At 72.5% G+C, this 18,894-nt stretch carries 17 protein-coding genes; 8 read left to right on the top strand and 9 right to left on the bottom strand.

Annotated features, from left to right (window positions below; all coding sequences use genetic code 11):
* Positions 1 to 178: 178 nt before the first annotated feature.
* Genes ACIRPU_RS31980 through ACIRPU_RS31965 form a run of 4 tightly spaced genes read left to right on the top strand, consistent with a single transcriptional unit; the run spans position 179 to position 5,323 of the window.
* Positions 179 to 943: a redox-sensing transcriptional repressor Rex gene (locus tag ACIRPU_RS31980; RefSeq protein ID WP_403873519.1), complete on the top strand. Its 765-nt coding sequence runs from the start codon at positions 179 to 181 to the stop codon at positions 941 to 943.
* On the top strand, positions 940 to 2,658 hold the full coding sequence (locus ACIRPU_RS31975) for a glutamyl-tRNA reductase (protein ID WP_403873516.1): 1,719 nt from the start codon (positions 940 to 942) through the stop codon (positions 2,656 to 2,658). Before ACIRPU_RS31980 ends, ACIRPU_RS31975 begins: the two co-directional genes overlap by 4 nt.
* A 5-nt stretch (positions 2,659 to 2,663) precedes the next feature.
* Positions 2,664 to 3,620, top strand: a complete 957-nt coding sequence (gene hemC / locus ACIRPU_RS31970) for a hydroxymethylbilane synthase (RefSeq protein WP_384122801.1) — start codon at positions 2,664 to 2,666, stop codon at positions 3,618 to 3,620.
* A complete protein-coding gene (locus ACIRPU_RS31965) occupies positions 3,617 to 5,323 on the top strand; it encodes a uroporphyrinogen-III synthase (RefSeq protein ID WP_355704769.1) in 1,707 nt (568 codons plus the stop codon). The genes hemC and ACIRPU_RS31965 overlap by 4 nt, the downstream gene beginning before the upstream one ends.
* A gap of 139 nt (positions 5,324 to 5,462) precedes the next feature.
* Here the strand turns inward: ACIRPU_RS31965 and ACIRPU_RS31960 are convergent, their stop codons facing one another.
* Together ACIRPU_RS31960 and ACIRPU_RS31955 are read right to left on the bottom strand one after the other, a co-directional pair.
* A complete protein-coding gene (locus ACIRPU_RS31960; RefSeq protein ID WP_403873512.1) occupies positions 5,463 to 5,651 on the bottom strand; it encodes a hypothetical protein in 189 nt (62 codons plus the stop codon).
* 128 nt (positions 5,652 to 5,779) lie between these two features.
* Positions 5,780 to 8,056, bottom strand: a complete 2,277-nt coding sequence (locus ACIRPU_RS31955) for an N-acetylmuramoyl-L-alanine amidase (RefSeq protein WP_403873509.1) — start codon at positions 8,054 to 8,056, stop codon at positions 5,780 to 5,782.
* Between the two features lie 261 nt (positions 8,057 to 8,317).
* Between ACIRPU_RS31955 and hemB the strand changes: the two genes are divergently transcribed.
* Complete coding sequence (gene hemB, locus ACIRPU_RS31950; RefSeq protein WP_384122805.1) at positions 8,318 to 9,310, top strand: porphobilinogen synthase; 993 nt, start codon at positions 8,318 to 8,320, stop codon at positions 9,308 to 9,310.
* An 11-nt stretch (positions 9,311 to 9,321) separates the two neighbouring features.
* Here the strand turns inward: hemB and ACIRPU_RS31945 are convergent, their stop codons facing one another.
* Positions 9,322 to 10,053: a DUF4232 domain-containing protein gene (locus ACIRPU_RS31945; RefSeq protein ID WP_403873505.1), complete on the bottom strand. Its 732-nt coding sequence runs from the start codon at positions 10,051 to 10,053 to the stop codon at positions 9,322 to 9,324.
* A gap of 188 nt (positions 10,054 to 10,241) precedes the next feature.
* Here ACIRPU_RS31945 and ACIRPU_RS31940 point away from each other — a divergent pair, with 188 nt between their 5' ends.
* On the top strand, positions 10,242 to 11,615 hold the full coding sequence (locus ACIRPU_RS31940) for a helix-turn-helix domain-containing protein (RefSeq protein ID WP_403873502.1): 1,374 nt from the start codon (positions 10,242 to 10,244) through the stop codon (positions 11,613 to 11,615).
* Here ACIRPU_RS31940 and ACIRPU_RS31935 read toward each other — a convergent pair.
* Positions 11,555 to 11,839 (bottom strand): hypothetical protein, encoded by a 285-nt coding sequence (locus ACIRPU_RS31935; protein ID WP_403873499.1) that lies wholly within the window; start codon positions 11,837 to 11,839, stop codon positions 11,555 to 11,557. The genes ACIRPU_RS31940 and ACIRPU_RS31935 overlap by 61 nt on opposite strands.
* Positions 11,840 to 12,156: 317 nt before the next feature.
* Here ACIRPU_RS31935 and ACIRPU_RS31930 point away from each other — a divergent pair, with 317 nt between their 5' ends.
* Positions 12,157 to 13,422 (top strand): PLP-dependent aminotransferase family protein, encoded by a 1,266-nt coding sequence (locus ACIRPU_RS31930; protein ID WP_403873496.1) that lies wholly within the window; start codon positions 12,157 to 12,159, stop codon positions 13,420 to 13,422.
* 15 nt (positions 13,423 to 13,437) lie between these two features.
* On the opposite strand, the gene ACIRPU_RS31925 is transcribed toward ACIRPU_RS31930, so the two are convergent.
* The 4 genes from ACIRPU_RS31925 to ACIRPU_RS31910 form a co-directional block, all read right to left on the bottom strand.
* Positions 13,438 to 14,223 (bottom strand): DUF4253 domain-containing protein, encoded by a 786-nt coding sequence (locus ACIRPU_RS31925; protein WP_403873493.1) that lies wholly within the window; start codon positions 14,221 to 14,223, stop codon positions 13,438 to 13,440.
* Positions 14,224 to 14,293: 70 nt separating this feature from the next.
* Positions 14,294 to 14,458 (bottom strand): hypothetical protein, encoded by a 165-nt coding sequence (locus tag ACIRPU_RS31920; protein WP_403873490.1) that lies wholly within the window; start codon positions 14,456 to 14,458, stop codon positions 14,294 to 14,296.
* A gap of 24 nt (positions 14,459 to 14,482) precedes the next feature.
* A complete protein-coding gene (locus ACIRPU_RS31915) occupies positions 14,483 to 15,439 on the bottom strand; it encodes a helix-turn-helix domain-containing protein (protein WP_403873487.1) in 957 nt (318 codons plus the stop codon).
* The gene (locus ACIRPU_RS31910; RefSeq protein WP_403873484.1) at positions 15,436 to 16,287 is read right to left on the bottom strand and encodes a peptidoglycan-binding protein; all 852 of its coding nucleotides are present in this window, start codon (positions 16,285 to 16,287) and stop codon (positions 15,436 to 15,438) included. Before ACIRPU_RS31910 ends, ACIRPU_RS31915 begins: the two co-directional genes overlap by 4 nt.
* Before the next feature lie 264 nt (positions 16,288 to 16,551).
* On the opposite strand from ACIRPU_RS31910, the gene ACIRPU_RS31905 reads away from it, so the two are divergent.
* Entirely contained in the window at positions 16,552 to 16,992 is a 441-nt protein-coding gene (locus ACIRPU_RS31905; RefSeq protein ID WP_403873481.1) for a peptidoglycan-binding protein, read from the top strand.
* Positions 16,993 to 17,099: 107 nt separating this feature from the next.
* Here ACIRPU_RS31905 and argS read toward each other — a convergent pair whose 3' ends face one another.
* Positions 17,100 to 18,869 carry an arginine--tRNA ligase gene (gene argS, locus ACIRPU_RS31900; RefSeq protein ID WP_355704786.1) on the bottom strand — a complete coding sequence of 590 codons (1,770 nt, stop codon included), beginning with the start codon at positions 18,867 to 18,869 and terminating at the stop codon, positions 17,100 to 17,102.
* Between the last annotated feature and the right edge of the window lie 25 nt (positions 18,870 to 18,894).

Raw genomic sequence — 18,894 nt, 5'->3', positions numbered from 1 at the left:
ATTCACGAGGAGAGTGGCGGTTTTGCCCCCTGGAATGTTGCGCGTGACCCCGGTCACGTTGGCCGGGCAAATCGGACACCATCTTTGTGCACGCGTTCACAAAGACATAGCCTGCTGTCGACGGGGCGGTCTGGGTACGTGTGACCGCCTACAGCCCCGCTCTACCCGCAGGAGCACCGTGGCAACTGGCCGAACTCACCGACCGGCGACCCGTAGCCGAGGGATTCCCGAGGCCACCGTCGCCCGACTTCCGCTGTACCTCCGCGCGCTGACCGCACTGTCGGAGCGCTCGGTGCCCACGGTCTCCTCCGAGGAGCTCGCGGCCGCGGCGGGCGTCAACTCCGCCAAGCTGCGCAAGGACTTCTCCTACCTCGGTTCCTACGGGACGCGGGGTGTCGGCTACGACGTCGAGTACCTCGTCTACCAGATCTCCCGCGAGCTCGGGCTCACCCAGGACTGGCCGGTCGTGATCGTCGGGATCGGTAACCTCGGCGCGGCCCTGGCCAACTACGGCGGCTTCGCCTCGCGTGGTTTCCGGGTCGCGGCGCTCATCGACGCCGACCCCGCGATGGCCGGGAAGCAGGTCGCCGGGATCTCCGTCCAGCACAGCGACGGCCTGGAGAAGATCATCTCCGACAACGGCGTCTCCATCGGGGTCATCACCACCCCGCCGGGCGTCGCGCAGCAGGTCTGCGACCGGCTCGTGGCCGCGGGCGTCACGTCCATCCTGAACTTCGCGCCGACCGTGCTGACCGTCCCGGACGGCGTCGACGTGCGCAAGGTCGACCTCTCCATCGAGCTCCAGATCCTCGCCTTCCACGAGCAGCGCAAGGCCGGCGAGGAGGCCGCGGCGAACGAGAGCGCCGTAGCGGCCGCCGTCGGCCGCGCCGACTCCACCGACCAGGGACCCGACGGGGACGTACCCGCCGTGATGCCGGCATGAGTCTCCTCGTCGTCGGGCTGAGCCACCGCAGCGCCCCCGTCAGCGTGCTGGAGCGGGCCTCGCTGTCCACGGACGCCCAGTTCAAGCTGCTCCAGGACACCGTCGCCGCGGAACCGGCCGCCGAGGCCGCGGTCCTCGCCACCTGCAACCGGATCGAGCTTTACGCCGACGTGGACAAGTTCCACGCCGGTGTCGCCGAGCTGTCCACGCTGCTCGCCCAGCACAGCGGGGTGGGGCTCGAGGAGCTCACCCCCTACCTGTACGTGCACTACGAGGACCGCGCCGTCCACCACTTCTTCTCGGTGGCCTGCGGTCTGGACTCCATGGTCGTCGGCGAGGGGCAGATCCTCGGGCAGATCAAGGACGCCCTGGCCCGCGCGCAGGAGCTGCACACCGCCGGACGGCTGCTGAACGACCTGTTCCAGCAGGCCCTGCGGGTCGGCAAGCGCGCCCACTCCGAGACCGGCATCGACCGCGCCGGGCAGTCCCTGGTCACCTTCGGCCTGGAGCAGCTGGCCGCGGGCGGGGACGTGGCCGCGTGGGCGCGGGGCAAGAAGGCGCTGGTCATCGGCGCCGGTTCGATGTCCTCGCTGGCGGCCGCCACGCTCGCGCGCGCCGGGGTCGCCGAGGTCGTCGTCGCCAACCGCACCGCCGACCGGGCCGAGCGGCTCGCACAGATACTGACCGAGGCCGAGGACACGGACGTGTCGGCCCGCGCGGTACCGATGGAGTCGGTGCCGGCCGAGCTGACACGTGCCGACGTGGCCGTCTCCTGTACCGGGGCGACGGGCCTGGTCCTGACGGCGGAGGCGGTCGCCGAGGCCGTCGAGGGCCGCACCGGGGCACCCGTCGCCTTCGACGAGGAGAGCGCGGCGACCGACGTACGGCCGCTGCCGCCCACCTCGGTCGGCGCCGACGAGAACTGCCCCCTCGACCTGGCCGCCGTACAGCAGGCCCCCGTGCAGCAGTCCGGCTTCTCCGTGCTGGGGGAGGCCGCCGTGGCCGGCATGGACGCGGCCACGCTTGAGCAGCACGCCGCCTGGGTCGACAACGCGACCGTGGACCGCCGGCTCGCCGCCCGTCCCGGCCCCGAGGCCGACGCCGAACTGATCATCGCGCTCGCCGCGACCGCCGCCGCCCTCGGCCGTATCCCCGAGCGCCGCAGGCCCGAGCCGGTCGCCACGCTCGTCCGGCCGGAGCCGGTGCTCTTCCTGCTCGACCTGGCGATGCCGCGGGACATCGACGCGGCCGCGCACCGACTGGCCGGCGTCCGGCTGGTCGACATCGAGTCGCTGGCGGAGGCCTCGGCCGACGCGCCGATGGCCGCCGACGTCGACCAGGTGCGGCGGATCGTCGCCGACGAGGTCGCCGCCTTCGGCGCCGCGCAGCGGGCCGCGCACATCACGCCGACCGTGGTCGCCCTGCGCACCATGGCCGCCGACGTCGTGGCCACGGAGATCGCCCGGCTCGACGGGCGGCTGCCCGGCCTGGACGACAAGCACCGCGCCGAGATCACCCAGACCGTGAAGCGGGTCGTCGACAAGCTGCTGCACGCGCCGACCGTACGGGTCAAGCAGCTCGCGGCCGAGCCCGGCGGCGCCGGGTACGCGGACGCGCTGCGGACCCTGTTCGACCTCGATCCGGAAGCGGTGGCCGCCGTGTCCCGGGCCGAGGAAAGCACCGAGATGAACGCAGAGAACCGAGGGCCGGCATGAGCGGCATGAGTAAGGCACTGAGACTGGGGACGAGGCGAAGCAGACTCGCCATGGCCCAGTCCGGGCAGGTCGCGGACGCCGTGAGCCAGGTGACCGGACGGCCCGTGGAACTCGTCGAGATCACCACCTACGGTGATGTCTCCCGCGAGCACCTCGCGCAGATCGGCGGCACGGGCGTCTTCGTGACCGCGCTGCGCGACGCGCTGGCCAAGGGCGAGGTCGACTTCGCGGTTCACTCGCTGAAGGACCTGCCGACCACGCAGCCCGAGGACCTGGTCCTGGCCGCCGTACCGGTGCGCGAGGACCCCCGCGACGTGATCGTCGCCCGGGACGCGCTGAAGTTCACCGACCTGCCGCGCGGGGCACGCATCGGTACGGGTGCGCCGCGCCGCATGGCGCAGCTGAACGCGTACGCGCGCAGCCACGGGCTGGACATCGAGACCGTACCGATCCGCGGGAACGTCGACACGCGGATCGGGTACGTGCACGACGGCGAGCTGGACGCGGTGGTGCTGGCGGCAGCCGGCCTCAGCCGCATCGGCCGCATCGACGAGGTCACCGACTTCCTGTCGATAGACACGGTTCTGCCCGCTCCCGGCCAGGGAGCACTGGCGATCGAGTGTGCCGCGGACAACGCGTCACTGATCGCCGCGCTCGGTGAGCTCGACGACCCCTTCACACGGGTCGCCGTCACCGCCGAACGGTCCCTGCTCGCCGCCCTGGAGGCCGGCTGCTCCGCCCCTGTGGGCGCGCTGGCCGACCTTCTGGCCGACGGGCAGATTGTCAACGAAATGCGCCTGCGTGGAGTCGTCGGCACGACCGACGGCACGCGCATGGTGCAGCTGTCCACCACCGGTCCCGTGCCCGAGACGCACGACGGGGCAATGGCGCTCGGTCGCGAACTCGCAGCCGAGATGCTCGCCCAGGGCGCGGCCGGTCTGATGGGGGAGCGAGCACTGTGAGCCCCACCACCCTTCCAGCCGCTGGTCCTGAACACGGGCACGTCACCTTCCTGGGTGCCGGACCCGGGGATCCGGGACTACTGACTCTGCGCGCCGTGGAGGCGCTTGCGCACGCGGACGTCCTCGTCGCCGAGCACGAGGTGCTCGACGTCGTACGGACGCACGCGAGGCCGGGCGTCGCCGTCGTGAACGCGGAAGCGGGTCCTTCGTCGGACCCTCTTCCGGGCACGGGCGCGCCCCTCCCGACGATCGTTGACGGCACGTCAACAACCCCTGAGGTACCCGCTGTGCGCGATGCCGCACATCTTGTCATGGAGGCCGCGCGGGGCGGCAGGCGGGTCGTCCGTGCGGTGACCGGGGACCCCGGGCTTGATACGTACGCGGCCGCGGAAATGCTCGCGTGCGCGGCGGCCGGTGTTCCCTTCGAGGTCGTACCCGGTGTCGCGGCCGCCGTCGGCGTGCCCGCGTACGCCGGTGTCCCGCTGCGGGACGCGCAGGGCGCCGACGTCCGGTTCGTCGACGCGCGCACGGCTTCGGACCGCTGCTGGACCGAGGTCGGGGCGTCCGACGGCACGGTCGTCGTGTCGACGACCCTCGACTCGGTGGCCTCGGCCGCCGGCGAGCTGGTGTCGGCGGGGCGCAAGCCCGATACGCCGATGACGGTCACCGTGGCCGGTACGACGACGCGGCAGCGGACGTGGTCGGCGACCCTGGGCACGATCGCGCAGACGCTGAAGCAGGCGAAGGTGCTGCCCTCGCCCGAGGGCGGCCGGCCGGTGATAGTCGTGGTCGGTGAGCGTTCCGCCCCCGCCCAGCGCGACCAGCTGTCGTGGTTCGAGTCCAAGCCGCTGTTCGGCTGGAAGGTGCTCGTGCCGCGTACGAAGGAGCAGGCGGTGTCGCTCTCCGACCAGCTGCGGTCGTACGGGGCCGTGCCGCACGAGGTGCCGACGATCGCCGTCGAGCCGCCGCGCACCCCTCAGCAGATGGAGCGCGCGGTCAAGGGCCTGGTGACGGGCCGCTACGAGTGGATCGCCTTCACCTCGGTGAACGCCGTCAAGGCGGTGCGCGAGAAGTTCGAGGAGTACGGGCTCGACGCGCGTGCCTTCGCGGGCATCAAGGTCGCGGCGGTGGGCGATCAGACGGCGAAGGCGCTGGTCGCCTTCGGTGTGAAGCCCGACCTCGTACCGAGCGGTGAGCAGTCGGCCGCCGGGCTCCTCGAGGACTGGCCGCCCTACGACCCGGTCTTCGACCCGATCGACCGGGTGTTCCTGCCGCGCGCCGACATCGCCACCGAGACCCTGGTCGCCGGGCTCATCGAGCTGGGCTGGGAGGTCGACGACGTCACGGCCTACCGGACCGTGCGGGCCTCGCCGCCGCCGGCGGAGACGCGGGAGGCCATCAAGGGCGGCGGTTTCGACGCCGTGCTCTTCACGTCGTCGTCCACCGTGCGGAACCTGGTGGGCATCGCCGGTAAGCCGCACAACGTGACGGTCATCGCCTGCATCGGTCCCGCCACGGCCAAGACGGCCGAGGAGCACGGGCTGCGGGTCGACGTCATGGCGCCCGAGCCGTCCGTGCTCAAGCTGGCCGAGGCGCTGGCCGACTTCGGACTGCGTCGGCGGGCCGCGGCCCAGGAGGCCGGGGACCCGGTCAGCCGGCCCAGCGAGCGGCGTCCGGGGGCCCGGCGGCGACGGGCGACGTAGCGGCCTCTTCGCGGTCCGCCCCGAGGGCGCCTCGCCCTCGACGGCACCCTGTGCGCCCCGCTGTCTCCGTCGGAGACAGCGGGGCGTTCTTCATGAGCGAGGGCTGGACCGAAGCAGAGGTGTTCATCCGCTGACCGCCTCACGCTCTTTGTCGTCCGGCCCGGAACCCCTGCGCGGCGAGGTCGCGGACACCGGGGGAGATCGTCTGCCCGCCCCGGCGCGGGCGGGCGGCGACGCTCCCGCGGAGTCCGGCTACGGTCTGCTGCTCGTCGAGGAGTTGGCCGACCGGTGGGGTGTGCGGTGCGGGCCGGTGCCGTGCAAGACGCATCGGCCCCCGCCGGGACGGCAATCCCCGTGCGAGGGCCCGGCGTGTGGGGGGATCGCGAAGACGACGGCCTTCGCGATCGTGGTGGATCGTGAAGGCCGCCGCCGATCTCGCGGAGCCGGGTTCGCGGGCTACTCGAGGTAGACCAGTCCGTCCGTGGTGATCGTGGGGCGTCCGCTGGTGCCGACGACGACGATCTTGATCGTGTGCTTGGCGCTGCCGGTCCAGGTCTTGGTCCAGATCGCCTGCCGGTACAGCGTGCCGGCGGACTTCAGGTCGACGGTCGCGGCCTTCGTGCCGTCGACGTAGACGTACGCCTGACCGGAGGTGGTGGCGCGGGAGACCACCCAGGAGGCGGAACGGCCCGTGAAGGTCCAGGTCACGCTCGCGCCCTTGGACCCGCTGGAGTAGGACTTGCCGCCGAGGTAGCTCGTGGAGGAGCGGGCGGTCCAGCTGCCGGACCTGACGGCGGAGGTCTCCTGCAGGATCACCGGGGTGAAGGAGGACGAGACCGTGCGCGCGTTGCCCGCGTAGTCGGTGGCCCGCATCGACCAGGTGGTCGCGGCTCCGGGCTTGGCCGTACGGCTGGAGGTGGTCACCGTCGGGCCGAAGGTCGCGGCGGTCGGCGACAGCAGCTGCACGGAACGCAGCGCCTTGTCGTCGGTGGCCTTCCAGCCGAGGGTGACCGGGACGGCGGTGGTGCTGACGGAGCCGCTGCGCAGGGAGAGCTTCGGGGCGGTGGTGAAGGCCGGGAGCGTCGTGTCCGCCACGACGGCCAGCGCGGCGGTCGTCGCCGTCCTGCCTGACTGGTGCACCGCCCGTACGGCGACGGTGTGGCTGCCCGCGGCCAGGGTGGCGCTCGCCGAGGTGGCGGCGCCGGACGCGGTCGCGGCGACCTTGCCGTCGGCCAGCAGCTCGAACCTCGAGATCAGCGAACCCGGGGTGGTCGCCGTCCAGTTCACGGTGACGGCGCCCCGGGTGTAGTAGGCCGAGCCCGACAGGCTCGCGCCGCCGGCCACCGAGGTGACCTTCAGGCCCTGCACCGGGCCGGCCGCCAGGGTGCGCACGGTCGGCAGCTGGTCGTAGAGGAGCCCACCGGGGCATTCCGTGTTGAAGCCGTCGCGGTGGCCGGAGATCCGGTCGAAGGTGTAGAGGCTGCCTGCGGTGAAGCTCTTGCCGAAGAGGTTCTTCTGGGTGGCGCCCGCGGTGAGCTGGACGGTCCCCGCCGGGTCCGCGCCGTACTGGCCGAGCTTCCAGGCCGCGAGACGGGCGATGGAGGTGAGCGCGGCGCTGCTCGCGGTCGTCCGGGTGTGGTCGCCGATCACGGCGACGGCCGCGGACTCGCGGTTCCAGCCGTAGGTGTGGGCGCCGAACACCGGCAGGTCGACGCCGCCCTTGCGGCCCTCGTAGAGGGTTCCGCACTTGTCGACGAGGAAGTTGTAGCCGAGATCCTTCCAGCCGCTGACCTGCACGTGGTACGCGTAGATGCTCCGGATGATCGACGGCGTCTGATCGCAGGTGTAGTCGTTGGCGCCGTCCGTGTGGTGGACGAAGACCGCCTTGACGTCGTTGTCGTACTCCGGCGCCTCGGGGCTGATCGACTCGTCGGCGCCCCAGTCGGCGCGCGAGCGGATCGGCGGCTCGGGCGCGGTGGACGGCGGCGCGGTCGGCCTCGGCGCGGCGGTCGGCGTCGGGCTCGTCGTCGGGGAGGCGGGGCTCGTCGAGGCCGTCTCGGTGGCCGCGGGCGTGGTGTCCGCCGGCGAGGCGGAGAGGGTGTCGATGGGCTCGGCGGTGACCGTGTCGGCCGGCGACGCCGAGGCCGTGTCGGTGGGCTCGCCGGGCGGGTCGGTGGGCTCGGCGGACCCGGAGTCCGTCGCACCGGGGCTCGGGTCCAGGACGAACCCGGCGGGCTCGGCGCCGGTCCGCGTCTCGGCGGCGGTCACGCCCGGGTCGACCAGGTTGACCTCCAGCCCCTTGGGCAGTGCGGCGGTGGTGCCGTCCCGGTGGGCGACCTGCACCTGGACGCCGTCGGATGGGCCGACCCAGACCGGCTCGGACGTGCCGCGCACCTTCGGGCCCGGCTTGTCCAGCGGGTCGACGTCCAGCTCCAGGTCGTGCCAGGCGCTCCACTCGCCGGTCGCGACGCTACGGGTCCGCACCTGCGCGGTGCCGGCGAGCCGCCTGGCGCCGCCGGTCCAGGTGACGCCGAGCAGCGAGAACTGCTCGGTGTCCGTGCGCGGCAGCTCCCGGCGGCCGGTCGACGTCCCTGTCAGCGTGAGGTCGTAGACCTTCACCGGCCGCTTGGGCCGGGCCTCCTGACCGGCGGGCTGCCCGGCCATGGCGTAGGTCACCACGCCGCCGCTGCCCAGGACCACCGCCCCGAGCGTCAGCCAGGCCCTTCTCTGCATGCTCAGCGGTCTGTACGCGCGCGTCCCACCCCTGCGGCGACGTCTGCTCACGACGGAATCCCCACCCCTGTAAGTCATCGACAACAGTCATGGGCCACCTGACAAACAGGCGGCCCATGTAAAGCAAGCGCTCACTGGCCGGGAAACGTCACACCGGTCCGGATCTTGATGACGGGGATCACTCACCGGCGAGGGGCGAGGGGCGAGGGGGCCGACTGGGCGTCGGCAAAAGGGGGCGTGGGCCGGGCGTAGCGTAGGCCTATGACGAAGTACGGATCCTTTCCCGGTACGCGTCCCCGGCGGCTGCGCACCACCCCTGTCATGCGGCGCATGGTCGCGGAGACCCGGCTGCACCCGGCCGACTTCATCCTGCCCGCCTTCGTGCGGGAGGGCCTGAGCGAGCCGGTGCCGATCCAGGCCATGCCCGGCGTCGTGCAGCACACGCGCGACAGCCTGAAGAAGGCCGCGCTGGAGGCCGTACAGGCCGGGATCTCCGGGATCATGCTCTTCGGCGTGCCGGAGGAGTCGAAGAAGGACGCGCTCGGCACGCCCGGGACCGACCCGGACGGGATCCTCCAGGTCGCCATCCGGGACGTGCGGGCCGAGGTCGGGGACGACCTGCTCGTCATGTCCGACCTGTGCCTGGACGAGACGACCGACCACGGGCACTGCGGGGTGCTGGACGAGGAGGGGCGCGTCGACAACGACGCCACCCTCGAGCGGTACGCCGAGATGGCTCAGGTCCAGGCCGATGCCGGCGCCCATGTCGTCGGTCCCAGCGGGATGATGGACGGGCAGATCGGGGTCATCCGCGATGCCCTCGACCAGATCGGCCGGGAGGACGTCTCGATCCTCGCGTACACCGCCAAGTACTCGTCGGCGTTCTACGGCCCGTTCCGGGAGGCCGTCGGGTCGTCCCTGAAGGGCGACCGCAAGACCTACCAGCAGGATCCGGCGAACTTCCGTGAGTCGCTGCGCGAGCTGGCGCTGGACCTGGAGGAGGGTGCCGACATGGTCATGGTGAAGCCGGCCGGCCCCTATCTCGACATCCTGGCCCGGGTCGCCGACGCCGTGGACGTGCCGGTCGCCGCCTACCAGATCTCCGGCGAGTACTCGATGATCGAGGCCGCCGCCGAGAAGGGCTGGATCGACCGCGACCGGGCCATCCTCGAGACGCTGACCGGCATCAAGCGGGCCGGAGCGCGGAACATCCTCACCTACTGGGCCACCGAAGTGGCCCAGAAGCTGCGGTAGTCCACCCGCCTTCACCAGGACAGCGCGTCGTTCATGTCCTGCTGCCAGTACGTCACCGCCAGCGAGCTGTCGTAGTAGACGCCCTTGGCGGGCAGGGCCGGCGTCGCGGAGGCGCCGCCCTCGCTGTTCGGGGTGTAGCCCTGGAAGGCGATCGTCAGCTTCTTGGCCGTCTGTCCGCCGTCGCCGCTGCCGTCGGCGGCGGACAGCAGGACGCCCGCGTAGCCGGACTCGCCGGGCGCGAGGGTCGTCACAGCCTGCGGCTGCGTCTCCTTGGCGGCCTGCGGCACCCACTGCATCTCGTCGAAGCGCACGACCGGGTTGTACGTCAGGTCGCAGGTCTTGCTGCCGGTGTTGGTCACCGTGAGCAGCATGTGGTTGAGCGGGCGGGGGACCGGCTGTGCCGTGACCTTGGTGTTCGAGCCGTTGCAGAGCACGCGGTTGTCGGAGGCGGTGTCGTCGGCCTTGTCGTCCGTCGTGCCGCCCGATCCGGCGCCCGTGGTGCCGCCCGTGGTGCCGCCCGTCTTGCCGGATGAGCCGGTCGAGCCCGTCGTGTCCTTCGTCGGGGCCGTGCCGGTGCCGGTGCCCTTGTCCGTGCCGGGCGTGGGCTGAGCCGCCGTTGCGGTCGACGATGCCGGGTGCGACGCGCCCTCGTCCTGTACGCCCGTCCCGTCGTTGCATGCCGTGAGCGAGAGGGCGGCCAGGGCGGTGAGGGCGAGCAGGTGGCTGGTGCGACGGATACGCATCGTGAAGTCCTCTTCCGGAAAGCCGGGTTGAAGCGGCGTGCTTGGATGGCCAAAGCTTGTGGGGGGATCCGTCCCGGCCGCCACGGTCGGCGGACGATCAGGGACGCTGGAATGCCCGCAATGGGTTTGACCTGGGGAAACGGACCATGCCTGGAACGCGGGGATGGGACACGGGGAGTGGAGGAACGGTGTCTGCGACCGAGTTCGCCGAGCTGCTGCGGGAGTTGAAGGAGCGGTCCGGGCTGAGCTACGGAATGCTCGCGAAACGGCTCCACATGAGTACGTCGACGCTGCACCGCTACTGCAACGGGGACGCCGTCCCCACGGACTACGCGCCCGTGGAGCGGCTGGCACGGCTCTGCAAGGCGTCGCCTCAGGAGCTGGTCGAGCTGCACCGGCGGTGGGTGCTGGCGGACGCGGTGCGGGGGAGGAAGACCGGTGTCGCCGAGGTGGCCGGGGTTACCGAGGTGGCCGGGGTTACCGAGGTGGGCGAGGGCCCCGTCGCGGACGCGGGTGCGGTCGGGGTCGAGGTCGGGCCGGAGGCTGTCCGGGGGGATCGGCAAGAGGCGCTGTCCGACGGCGACTTCGGTGGCGGTGACGGCGGTGACGGAAGCGGTGACAGCGGCGGAGAGCCGTCGTGGCGCGCCCGTCGGCCCGTGCTCTTCGCGGGCGTCGGTGTCGTGGCCGCCCTCGGGTCGGTCGCCCTCGCGCTGTCCCTGAGCCTGCCCTCCGGTGGCTCGGCGCAGGACGTGGACGGCGCAGGCACTCCCGCCGGGGCCACGTCCGTGCCGGGCCGGGGAGCGACGAGTGTCTCGCCGTCTCCCTCCGCGTCGGCCTCGAAGTCCGCCTCCCCCTTGGCGACGCCGTCGGCTTCGGCTTCGGCGTCGGGCGGCGGTTCCGCGCCGGCGGCGGGCGGGCAGGCGGCGGGCGGGCAGGCGGCCGACACCGTCCCGCTGACCGTCAGGGCGAGCCCCTACGCCTGGGAGAGCCCCTGCGCCCAGCACTATCTGATCGAGCGGGGGCCGGGGCAGGTCGCTCCGCCGCCCGTCGAGCAGGACGCGCCCGCGTGGGTGGCCGCGCACGGGGCCGTGTCGTCGGGGGAGCAGTACCTGGAGCTCACCGTGCAGGGGACCGGCGCGGAGACCGTGGTCGTGGACGACCTGAAGGTCCGTACCGTGGAGAAGAGTTCGCCGCTGGCCTGGAACGACTACGCCATGGGCTACCCCGGCGTCGGCTGCGGCGGCGGAGTCCCGACCCGCTATTTCACCGTCGCCCTCGACGCGGCACGGCCGTCGCTGGTGCCCGAGGCGGGGCACGCCGACTTCCCGTTCACGGTCAGCGCGTCCGACCCCGAGGTCTACTACGTGCTGGCCGACGCCTCCGCGTACGACGTGCGCTGGCAACTGGAGCTGTCCTGGTCCAGCGGGTCGCGGCACGGCACGCTGACCGTCGACGACGACGGCAAGGCGTTCCACACCAGCGGCAACAACGGGCGGCCCGCCTACGAGTTCCCGCTCGGCGGATCCGCGTGGGAGCGGGCGGGGGCCTCTCCGACGCCGTAGAAACCGATTCCGGAGCCGGAGTTGGAGCCGGAGTTGGAGCCGGAGTCGGAGTCGGAGTCGTTCAGAGTGCCGGCGCCCGACGGGCCCTCGTCGCGCAGGCCCTCGCCGTCGTGGCACGCGGTGAGGGTGAGCGCGGCGGCGGCGGTCAGCGCGGCGGCGAGCAGACGGACGCGGACGCGGTGGCGGGGGTGGGGGCGGATGAGGGGGGTGGGGAGTGGAGGCATGGGGCAAGCCTGAGTCGTACGGCCTCCGACCTTCCACATCCGCGGTGCAAGTCGGGACGCCGGTCCGGTCCCATGGCCTCTGACCTGCGGTGACAGTGCCCTGCCGGGACGGGATGTGGGACGCCCCACGGCCTGGAAGCGCCCCTTTGTCGGCAGAGCCCGCACAGTTTCGTCCGCAGCCCGCACTGTCCTCGACGACGTGACGGGCGACGACGGCAACGTGTACGGGGCGGCGGGGACGAAGGTGTGAACGCGTGCCGCTGTCCACATGGCAGAAACCCGTGTGTAGGCGGCATGTATCTCCCTAGGGTGCGGGCATGACTGTCGCAGCCGAGTCGTCCCGTGCGCCCGCCCACGCCTTCGTTTCCGGCCCCGGTCCCGCATCCGTTCCCGCATCCGTTCCGGCCCCCGTGCCTTCGCCGGCCGCCCGGGTCCGGTCGATCGGCGGCTCGCCCGTGCGGGACATCCTCGCCGTCACCGCCCGCCCCGAGGTGATCAACTTCGCGGGCGGGCTGCCCGCGCCCGAGCTGTTCGACCGCGAGGGCGTGGCCGCCGCGTTCCGGTACGCGCTGGAGGAGACCCCGGCCCAGGCCCTCCAGTACGCCACGACCGAGGGCGAGCCGATCCTGCGGGAGCGGCTGGCGGCGCGGACGACGGCCCGCGGACTGCCCACGACCGCCGACGACCTCCTCGTCACCACGGGTTCCCAGCAAGCCCTGTCCCTGCTGGCGACGGCTCTCCTCGACCCCGGCGACACGGTGCTCGTCGAGGCCCCCTGCTACCTGGCCGCCCTCCAGGTCTTCGGTCTGGCGGGAGCGAGGATCGTCGCGGTGCCCGGGGACGCGGACGGCCCGGACCCCGAGGCGCTCGCCGACCTGGTGGTCCGCGAACGGCCCAAGCTCCTCTACACCGTGCCCACCTTCCAGAACCCCACCGGCCGCACACTCCCCGCCGAGCGTCGCGCCGCGGTCGCCGCCGTCGCCGCCCGGCACGGCCTGTGGGTCGTCGAGGACGACCCCTACGGCGAACTCCGCTACGAGGGCGAGCGCGTCCCCTGGATCGCCGCCCACCCCGACGCCCGCGACCGTACGGTCCTGCTCGGCTCCTTCTCCAAGGTCATGGCGCCCGGCATCCGGCTGGGCTGGCTGCGCGCGCCGGCCGAGCTGCGCCGGGCCTGCGCCGTCGCCAAGCAGGCCGCCGACCTGCACACCCCGACCGTCAACCAGCTCGCCGCGGCCCGGTACCTGACCGCGTTCGACCTGGACGCGCACGTGGCCCGGGTCGCCGCCGTGTACCGGGAGCGCCGGGACGCCATGCTCGCCGGCCTCGCGGACGCCCTCCCGGCGGGGTCGGTGTGGACCCGTCCCGAGGGCGGCATGTTCCTCTGGGCCCGCCTTCCCGAGTCGTACGACACCACGGCCCTCCTCCCGCGGGTCGTCGCCCAGGACGTGGCGTACGTCCCCGGCGCCCCCTTCTACGCCGGTGAGCCCGACCGCTCGACCCTGCGGCTGTGCTTCGTGACGCAGACCCCGGAGGAGATCGGGGAAGGGCTGCGGAGGCTGGGGCGGGGGCTCACCGGGTAGCGCCGGTCTGTCGGATCAGTCCCACCAGAAGGTCCAGGTGGGCTCGCCGACGAGCTGCTGGGCATAGGCCTCCAGGGTGCCCGGGCCCTGGAGGACGTTGTCCGGGCAGAACGCGAAGTGCTCGGCGGCGATGCGCTCCGCCTCCGCGAGGGTGCCGGGCGGGGCCGCGACGGACACGGCCAGGACGTCGAAGCCGAGGCCGACGACCCGTATGCCGAAGCGGTCCTCCCAGGAGCGCAGGACGGCGCACAGACGCGCGGTGTCGTTCTCGTGGTTGGCAGGGCCGGACCAGCCGACGGCCGCCGGGACGTCCGCGCTGCGGCGGGCGGGGACCAGGGCGACATGCGGCGAGCTGAACCAGGAAGCCCCCTGCTCCGCAAGGGTGTCGGCGATCCGCGCGGCGCGAGCGTCGGGGTCCGCCGTCAGGGTGCCGGGCGCGGCGAGACCGGGCCACTCCTCGCCGTCCGCCGCGCACTCCTGCCAGTACTGCGCGAGGACCTCCTCCGCGTCGTGGTCCCCGGGGTACGACACCTCGGCGGGCATCAACTCCCATTCCGACGGGCCGCCCTGGGAGCCGCCGAGGTCGACCAGGACCGGAAGCAGCCCGGCCCGCCCCGCCGTCCCGCCCAGGGCCGTCCAGTTGCCGGAGGAGGCGGACTGCTCCGCGTGCCACAGCAACGGCTCGTGCCACACCCCCTCGTCCGTCGTGTCGATCAGCCGGCCCGGCGGGAGCTGGAGGCCGAGGGAGCGGCCGCTGGGATCGGAGGCCAGCTTGGGGAGCGGATTGGGAAGAGTCGCCATGCCGGTGACTGTAAGGGCAGGCACTGACACCGGCCCGGGCCGGTGTGTCCCGTACGGACCGCGACGGCCGTCAGGCGGAGTGTCTCGCGCGCCGACGGCGCCAGGCGTGCGTCAGCCAGATGCCCAGGCCGACGAGCGGGAGGACGACGACGGCCGGGATGGCCACCCCCGCGCCTCCGATCAGCAGGAAGGTGATCAGGGCGTCACCGGTCGACGGGTCTTCCGTGCCGCCCAACTGCCGCTCCTCGCGCCGGTGTTCTCAGGTCGTCGACAGGTGGGACGTGCGGGTGCGGGGAGTCGGTTCCGGGGACCGGCCGACCCGGGCCTCGAAGCACTCCTTGCCGCTGTCCGCCGTCGGCAGGAAACAGGTCCGGACGAGCGTCCCGGGGCGGGTCGCCGTCATGGCGGTGTGCACATAGGTGTCCGCCTCGGCCTGGTCCGCGACCTCGGCCCGGTACGTGCGGACGCCGCCCACGGCCTCGGATTCGATCCGGTCACCGATCCGCGCACCCCACATCCGGGTCCAACTCGTCCCGCACTCCCTGCTGTACCGCAGTTGCACCGACGCCCCGGTGGCGGTGACGTGCTCGGCGAGGGTCTCCGGCGCGGTGGCGCACCGCATGTCCATCGGGCTCCCGCCCTCGCAGGCCGTGTCCCGGCAGCGCGGGCCGGTGACGGAGGTGGACGGGGACGAGGACGCGGTCGGGTGCTCGGCGGGCTGCGGTGCGCCGTGCCGGCCCGGGAGGAGGAAGAGGGTCAAGGCGATGGCCCCGAACACCGCGGCGCACGCCGACGCGAGGACCGCCACGGCCGCCGCTCCCCGGTGGCCGACCGGTGCGGCCCCGTCGGCCGTTGTGGCTGTGGTGGCTGTGGTGGCTGTGGTGGCTGTGGGGGCCGGAAGGGCGGGAGGCGGCGGAGCTGTCGTGGGGCGCGCGGGCCGGGCCGGCTCCGCCTCCTTGGCGCGGCCGCCCCACTCGGACTCCGCGATCTCCCACAGGGCAAGAAGCCGACCGACCGGTTCGTCCGCGAGACGGCACAACGCCTCCACCGCGGTGCGCGGCGGCAGGGCCCTGCCGTTGAGATAGCGCTCCCACGACGACTTGCTGAACGTGGTCTTCGCCGCGAGACCCGCCAGGCTCAGGCCGGTCCGGCCCCTCAATTCCCTGAGCGCGGAGGCCAGTCGGGCACCCTCCGGCGACGAGGCGGGACGGGTCATCCGCGCAGGGCCTTCCAGGTGTGGGGTCCGATCGAGCCGTCCACGGCCAGCCCGGCCCGCGTCTGGAAGGCCTTGACCGCGCGCTGGGTCAGCGGGCCGAACATCCCGTCGATGCCGCCGGGCGAGATCCCGGCCCGGCGCAGCAGACACTGCGCCTCGGCCACCTCGGGGCCCACCGCGCCGTAGGCGAGTTCGATGTCCCGGGTGCGGCTGATGCCCGCGTACCAGAGGCCGTCGGTCCGCTCCACCCGGCAGGTGTACGCGGGCGCCGGCGACGGCACCGCAGCGGTGGACACGGCGAGGGGAGCGGCCGCCGGTTCGCCGTCGCCGTCGTCGAGCCGCATGACCAGGAGCGCAGCAGAGGACAGGGCCAGCACCAGGGCCACCGCTCCCGCCACCAGCGCCACGCGCAGCGACCGCCGGGCAGCCGTCACCGACTCCGGTTCCGTTTCCGGTTCCGGTTCCGGTTCTGTTTCCGGGTCCGGGCGGGCGGCCGGCCCGACCGTGGGCGCAGGCACAAGCTCCGGCACGAGATCCGGCGCGGGCCCTTCCGGTGCGGAGGTGTCGAGGTGCTGCCTGCCGCCGCCCCATGTGTCGGCGGCGACCTCGTGCAGCGCGAGCAGGCGGACCGGGTCGACGCCCCCGATCCGGGCCAGCGCCTCGACCGCCTCCCGGGGCGGCAGCGACCTGCCGCCCAGATACCGCTCCCACGACTTCTCGCTGTACCCGGTCTTCGCGGCCAGCTGACGCATGTTCAGCCCGCTGTGGTCCTTCAGCCGGCGCAACTGCGTCAGCAACTGCCGTACGCGTGGATCCAGTTCGGTGGACAGCGCTTTCCAGCGCGACATCTTCCCCCCCACTCGCGGTCATGGACCGTGGTCAGCGGCCCCCCGCTCGCTCGCATTCTGCATGAGCATCACAACACCCGCCACAGCCGTCCCGCGGGACCGTCCCGGCGGGCGGTGCTCTCGCAGGTCAGTGCCGGTGTCGTCCCGTTGGGCCGTCAACTCGGCGGCAGCCGTGGCGGCCCCCGGCGCTCGCCCCGCACTCTCGTGTCGTCACCAGCTCGTCGACCGGGCCAGGTGTCGCCCCACGACCCGAAAGAGGAACGCATGCGACCGAACGTCTTGGCCAGGACCCTCGTCGGACTCACCGCCGTCGCCGGTCTCGCCGCCGGATCCCTGGCGACCGCGGGCACCGGTTTCGCCGCCTCCGCGCCGGCCACGCAGGCCGTGAGCGCACCCGCCGCCACGCTGTCGACGGAGAACTTCGGCCTCACCACCGCCGAGGCCAAGAACGTCCAGACGTTCCTGGCGGGCGACTGGGACTACACAGGCAAGATCGACGGGCAGCTGGGCACCGAGAGCTGGAAGGCGTTCCAGCGCTGCTTCAAGAAGTACTGGGGCTACACCGACGCCATCGACGGCGACCCGGGCCCCAACACGATCATGGCGCTCCAGCGGCTCCTGAAGGACAGCTACGGCTACACCGGCAAGATCGACGGCATCGCCGGGTCCGGGACCCGGGCGGCGTTCAAGCGGTTCGCCGGCTGACACACCCCGGCACGGCCGCGGCCCGCCCCCCCCGGAAGCCGGAGAACCGGATGCCGGAAGGAGGGCGGGCCGCGGTACGTCGAGCGCCCCTGGGGGCCGCCGGTCGGTCAGAGCTTGTCCGGCGTCCGGATGCCCAGCAGGGCCATGCCCAGGTGGAGGGTGCGGGCTGTGAGGTCCACCAGGAACAGGCGGTTCTCGACGACCTCCGGCGGGTTGTCGGCGGACAGCACGTGGCACTGGTCGTAGAACGTCGTCAGGTGCGAGGCCAGCTGGTAGAGGTAGGCCGCCAGCTTGTGCGGCTCGTACGCCGCCCCGACCTCGTGCACCGTCTCGCCGAACTGGTCCAGGTGCAGACCCAACGCCCGCTCCGCCGGGGCCAGTTCCAGCTCCGGGTGGGCGGCCGGGCGGGCCTCGCCGGCCTTGCGCAGGATCGACTGGATCCGGGCGTACGCGTACTGGAGGTAGACGGACGTGTCGCCGTTCAGCGAGACCATCTGGTCCAGGTCGAACTTGTAGTCCCGCACGGCGGACGTCGACAGGTCGGCGTACTTCACCGCGCCGACGCCCACGTACCGGCCGTTCTCCACGATCTCCGGCTCCGACAGGCCCACCTTGACGGCCTTGTCCCGGACCACCGTCGTGGCGCGCTCGACCGCTTCGTCGAGGAGGTCGACCAGCTTGACCGTCTCGCCCTCACGGGTCTTGAACGGCTTGCCGTCCTTGCCGAGGACCGTGCCGAACGCCAGCTGGTGCGCCTTGACGTCCTCGTTCAGCCAGCCCGCCCTGCGCGCCGTCTCGAAGACCATCTTGAAGTGCAGCGACTGACGGGCGTCCACCACGTACAGCAGCGTGCTCGCCTTGATCTGGAAGACACGGTCGCGGATCGCCGACAGGTCGGTCGCCGCGTAGCCGTAGCCGCCGTCCGACTTCTGGACGATCAGCGGGACCGGGTTGCCGTCCGGGCCCTTGACGTCGTCGAAGAAGACGCAGAGGGCCCCCTCGGAGCGGACCGCGACCCCGGACTCCTCCAGCAGACGGCAGGTCTCCGCCAGCATGTCGTTGTAACCCGACTCGCCGACGATGTCCTCGTCCCGGATCTCCATGTCCAGCTTCTCGAAGACCGAGAAGAAGTAGATCTTCGACTCGTCGACGAACTTCTGCCAGGTCGCGAGCGTGTGCGGGTCGCCCGCCTGGAGGTCCACCACCCGGCGCCGGGCCCGGGTCTTGAACGCGTCGTCCGCGTCGAACAGCCTGCGCGCGGCCTTGTAGAGGCGGTCGAGGTTCGACATCGCCTCCTCGCCGCTCACCTGGGACTCCTTGTGGTCCAGCTCGTGCGGGTGCTCGTCCAGATACTGGATGAGCATGCCGAACTGGGTGCCCCAGTCGCCGATGTGGTGCCGGCGGACCACGCTCTCGCCGGTGAACTCCAGGATCCGCACCGTCGCGTCGCCGATGACCGCCGACCGCAGATGGCCGACGTGCATCTCCTTCGCCACGTTCGGCTGGGCGTAGTCGATGACCGTCGTGCCGGGGTGGCCGGAGTGCGGCACGCCCAGGCGGTCCGCGTCCGCGTACCGCGCCGCGAGGTTCCGGGTGATCGCGCCGTCGGTGATCGTCACGTTCAGGAAGCCGGGGCCCGAGACCTCGATCTCCCCGATCAGGTCACCGGTGACCACGTGCGCCACGACCTGCGTCGCCAGCTCCCGCGGGTTCGCCTTCGCCTTCTTGGCCAGCGCCAGGATGCCGTTGGCCTGGAAGTCGGCCCGGTCGCTTCGTCGCAGCAGCGGGTCCGCGCCGGCGGCCTCCGGCAGGGTGGCCGAGAGAGCGGACGTGAGGTGCTGTTCGACGGAGTGACTGAGGGACGTGACCGGGGCCATAGGAATGGGTGCCGTTCTCCTCGTG

This window comes from Streptomyces sp. NPDC102259 (genome assembly GCF_044766465.1).
In the GTDB taxonomy this organism is placed as follows: domain Bacteria; phylum Actinomycetota; class Actinomycetes; order Streptomycetales; family Streptomycetaceae; genus Streptomyces.
Note: the sequence above shows the minus strand (reverse complement) of the source record. Positions and strands in the feature narration are given on the sequence as shown.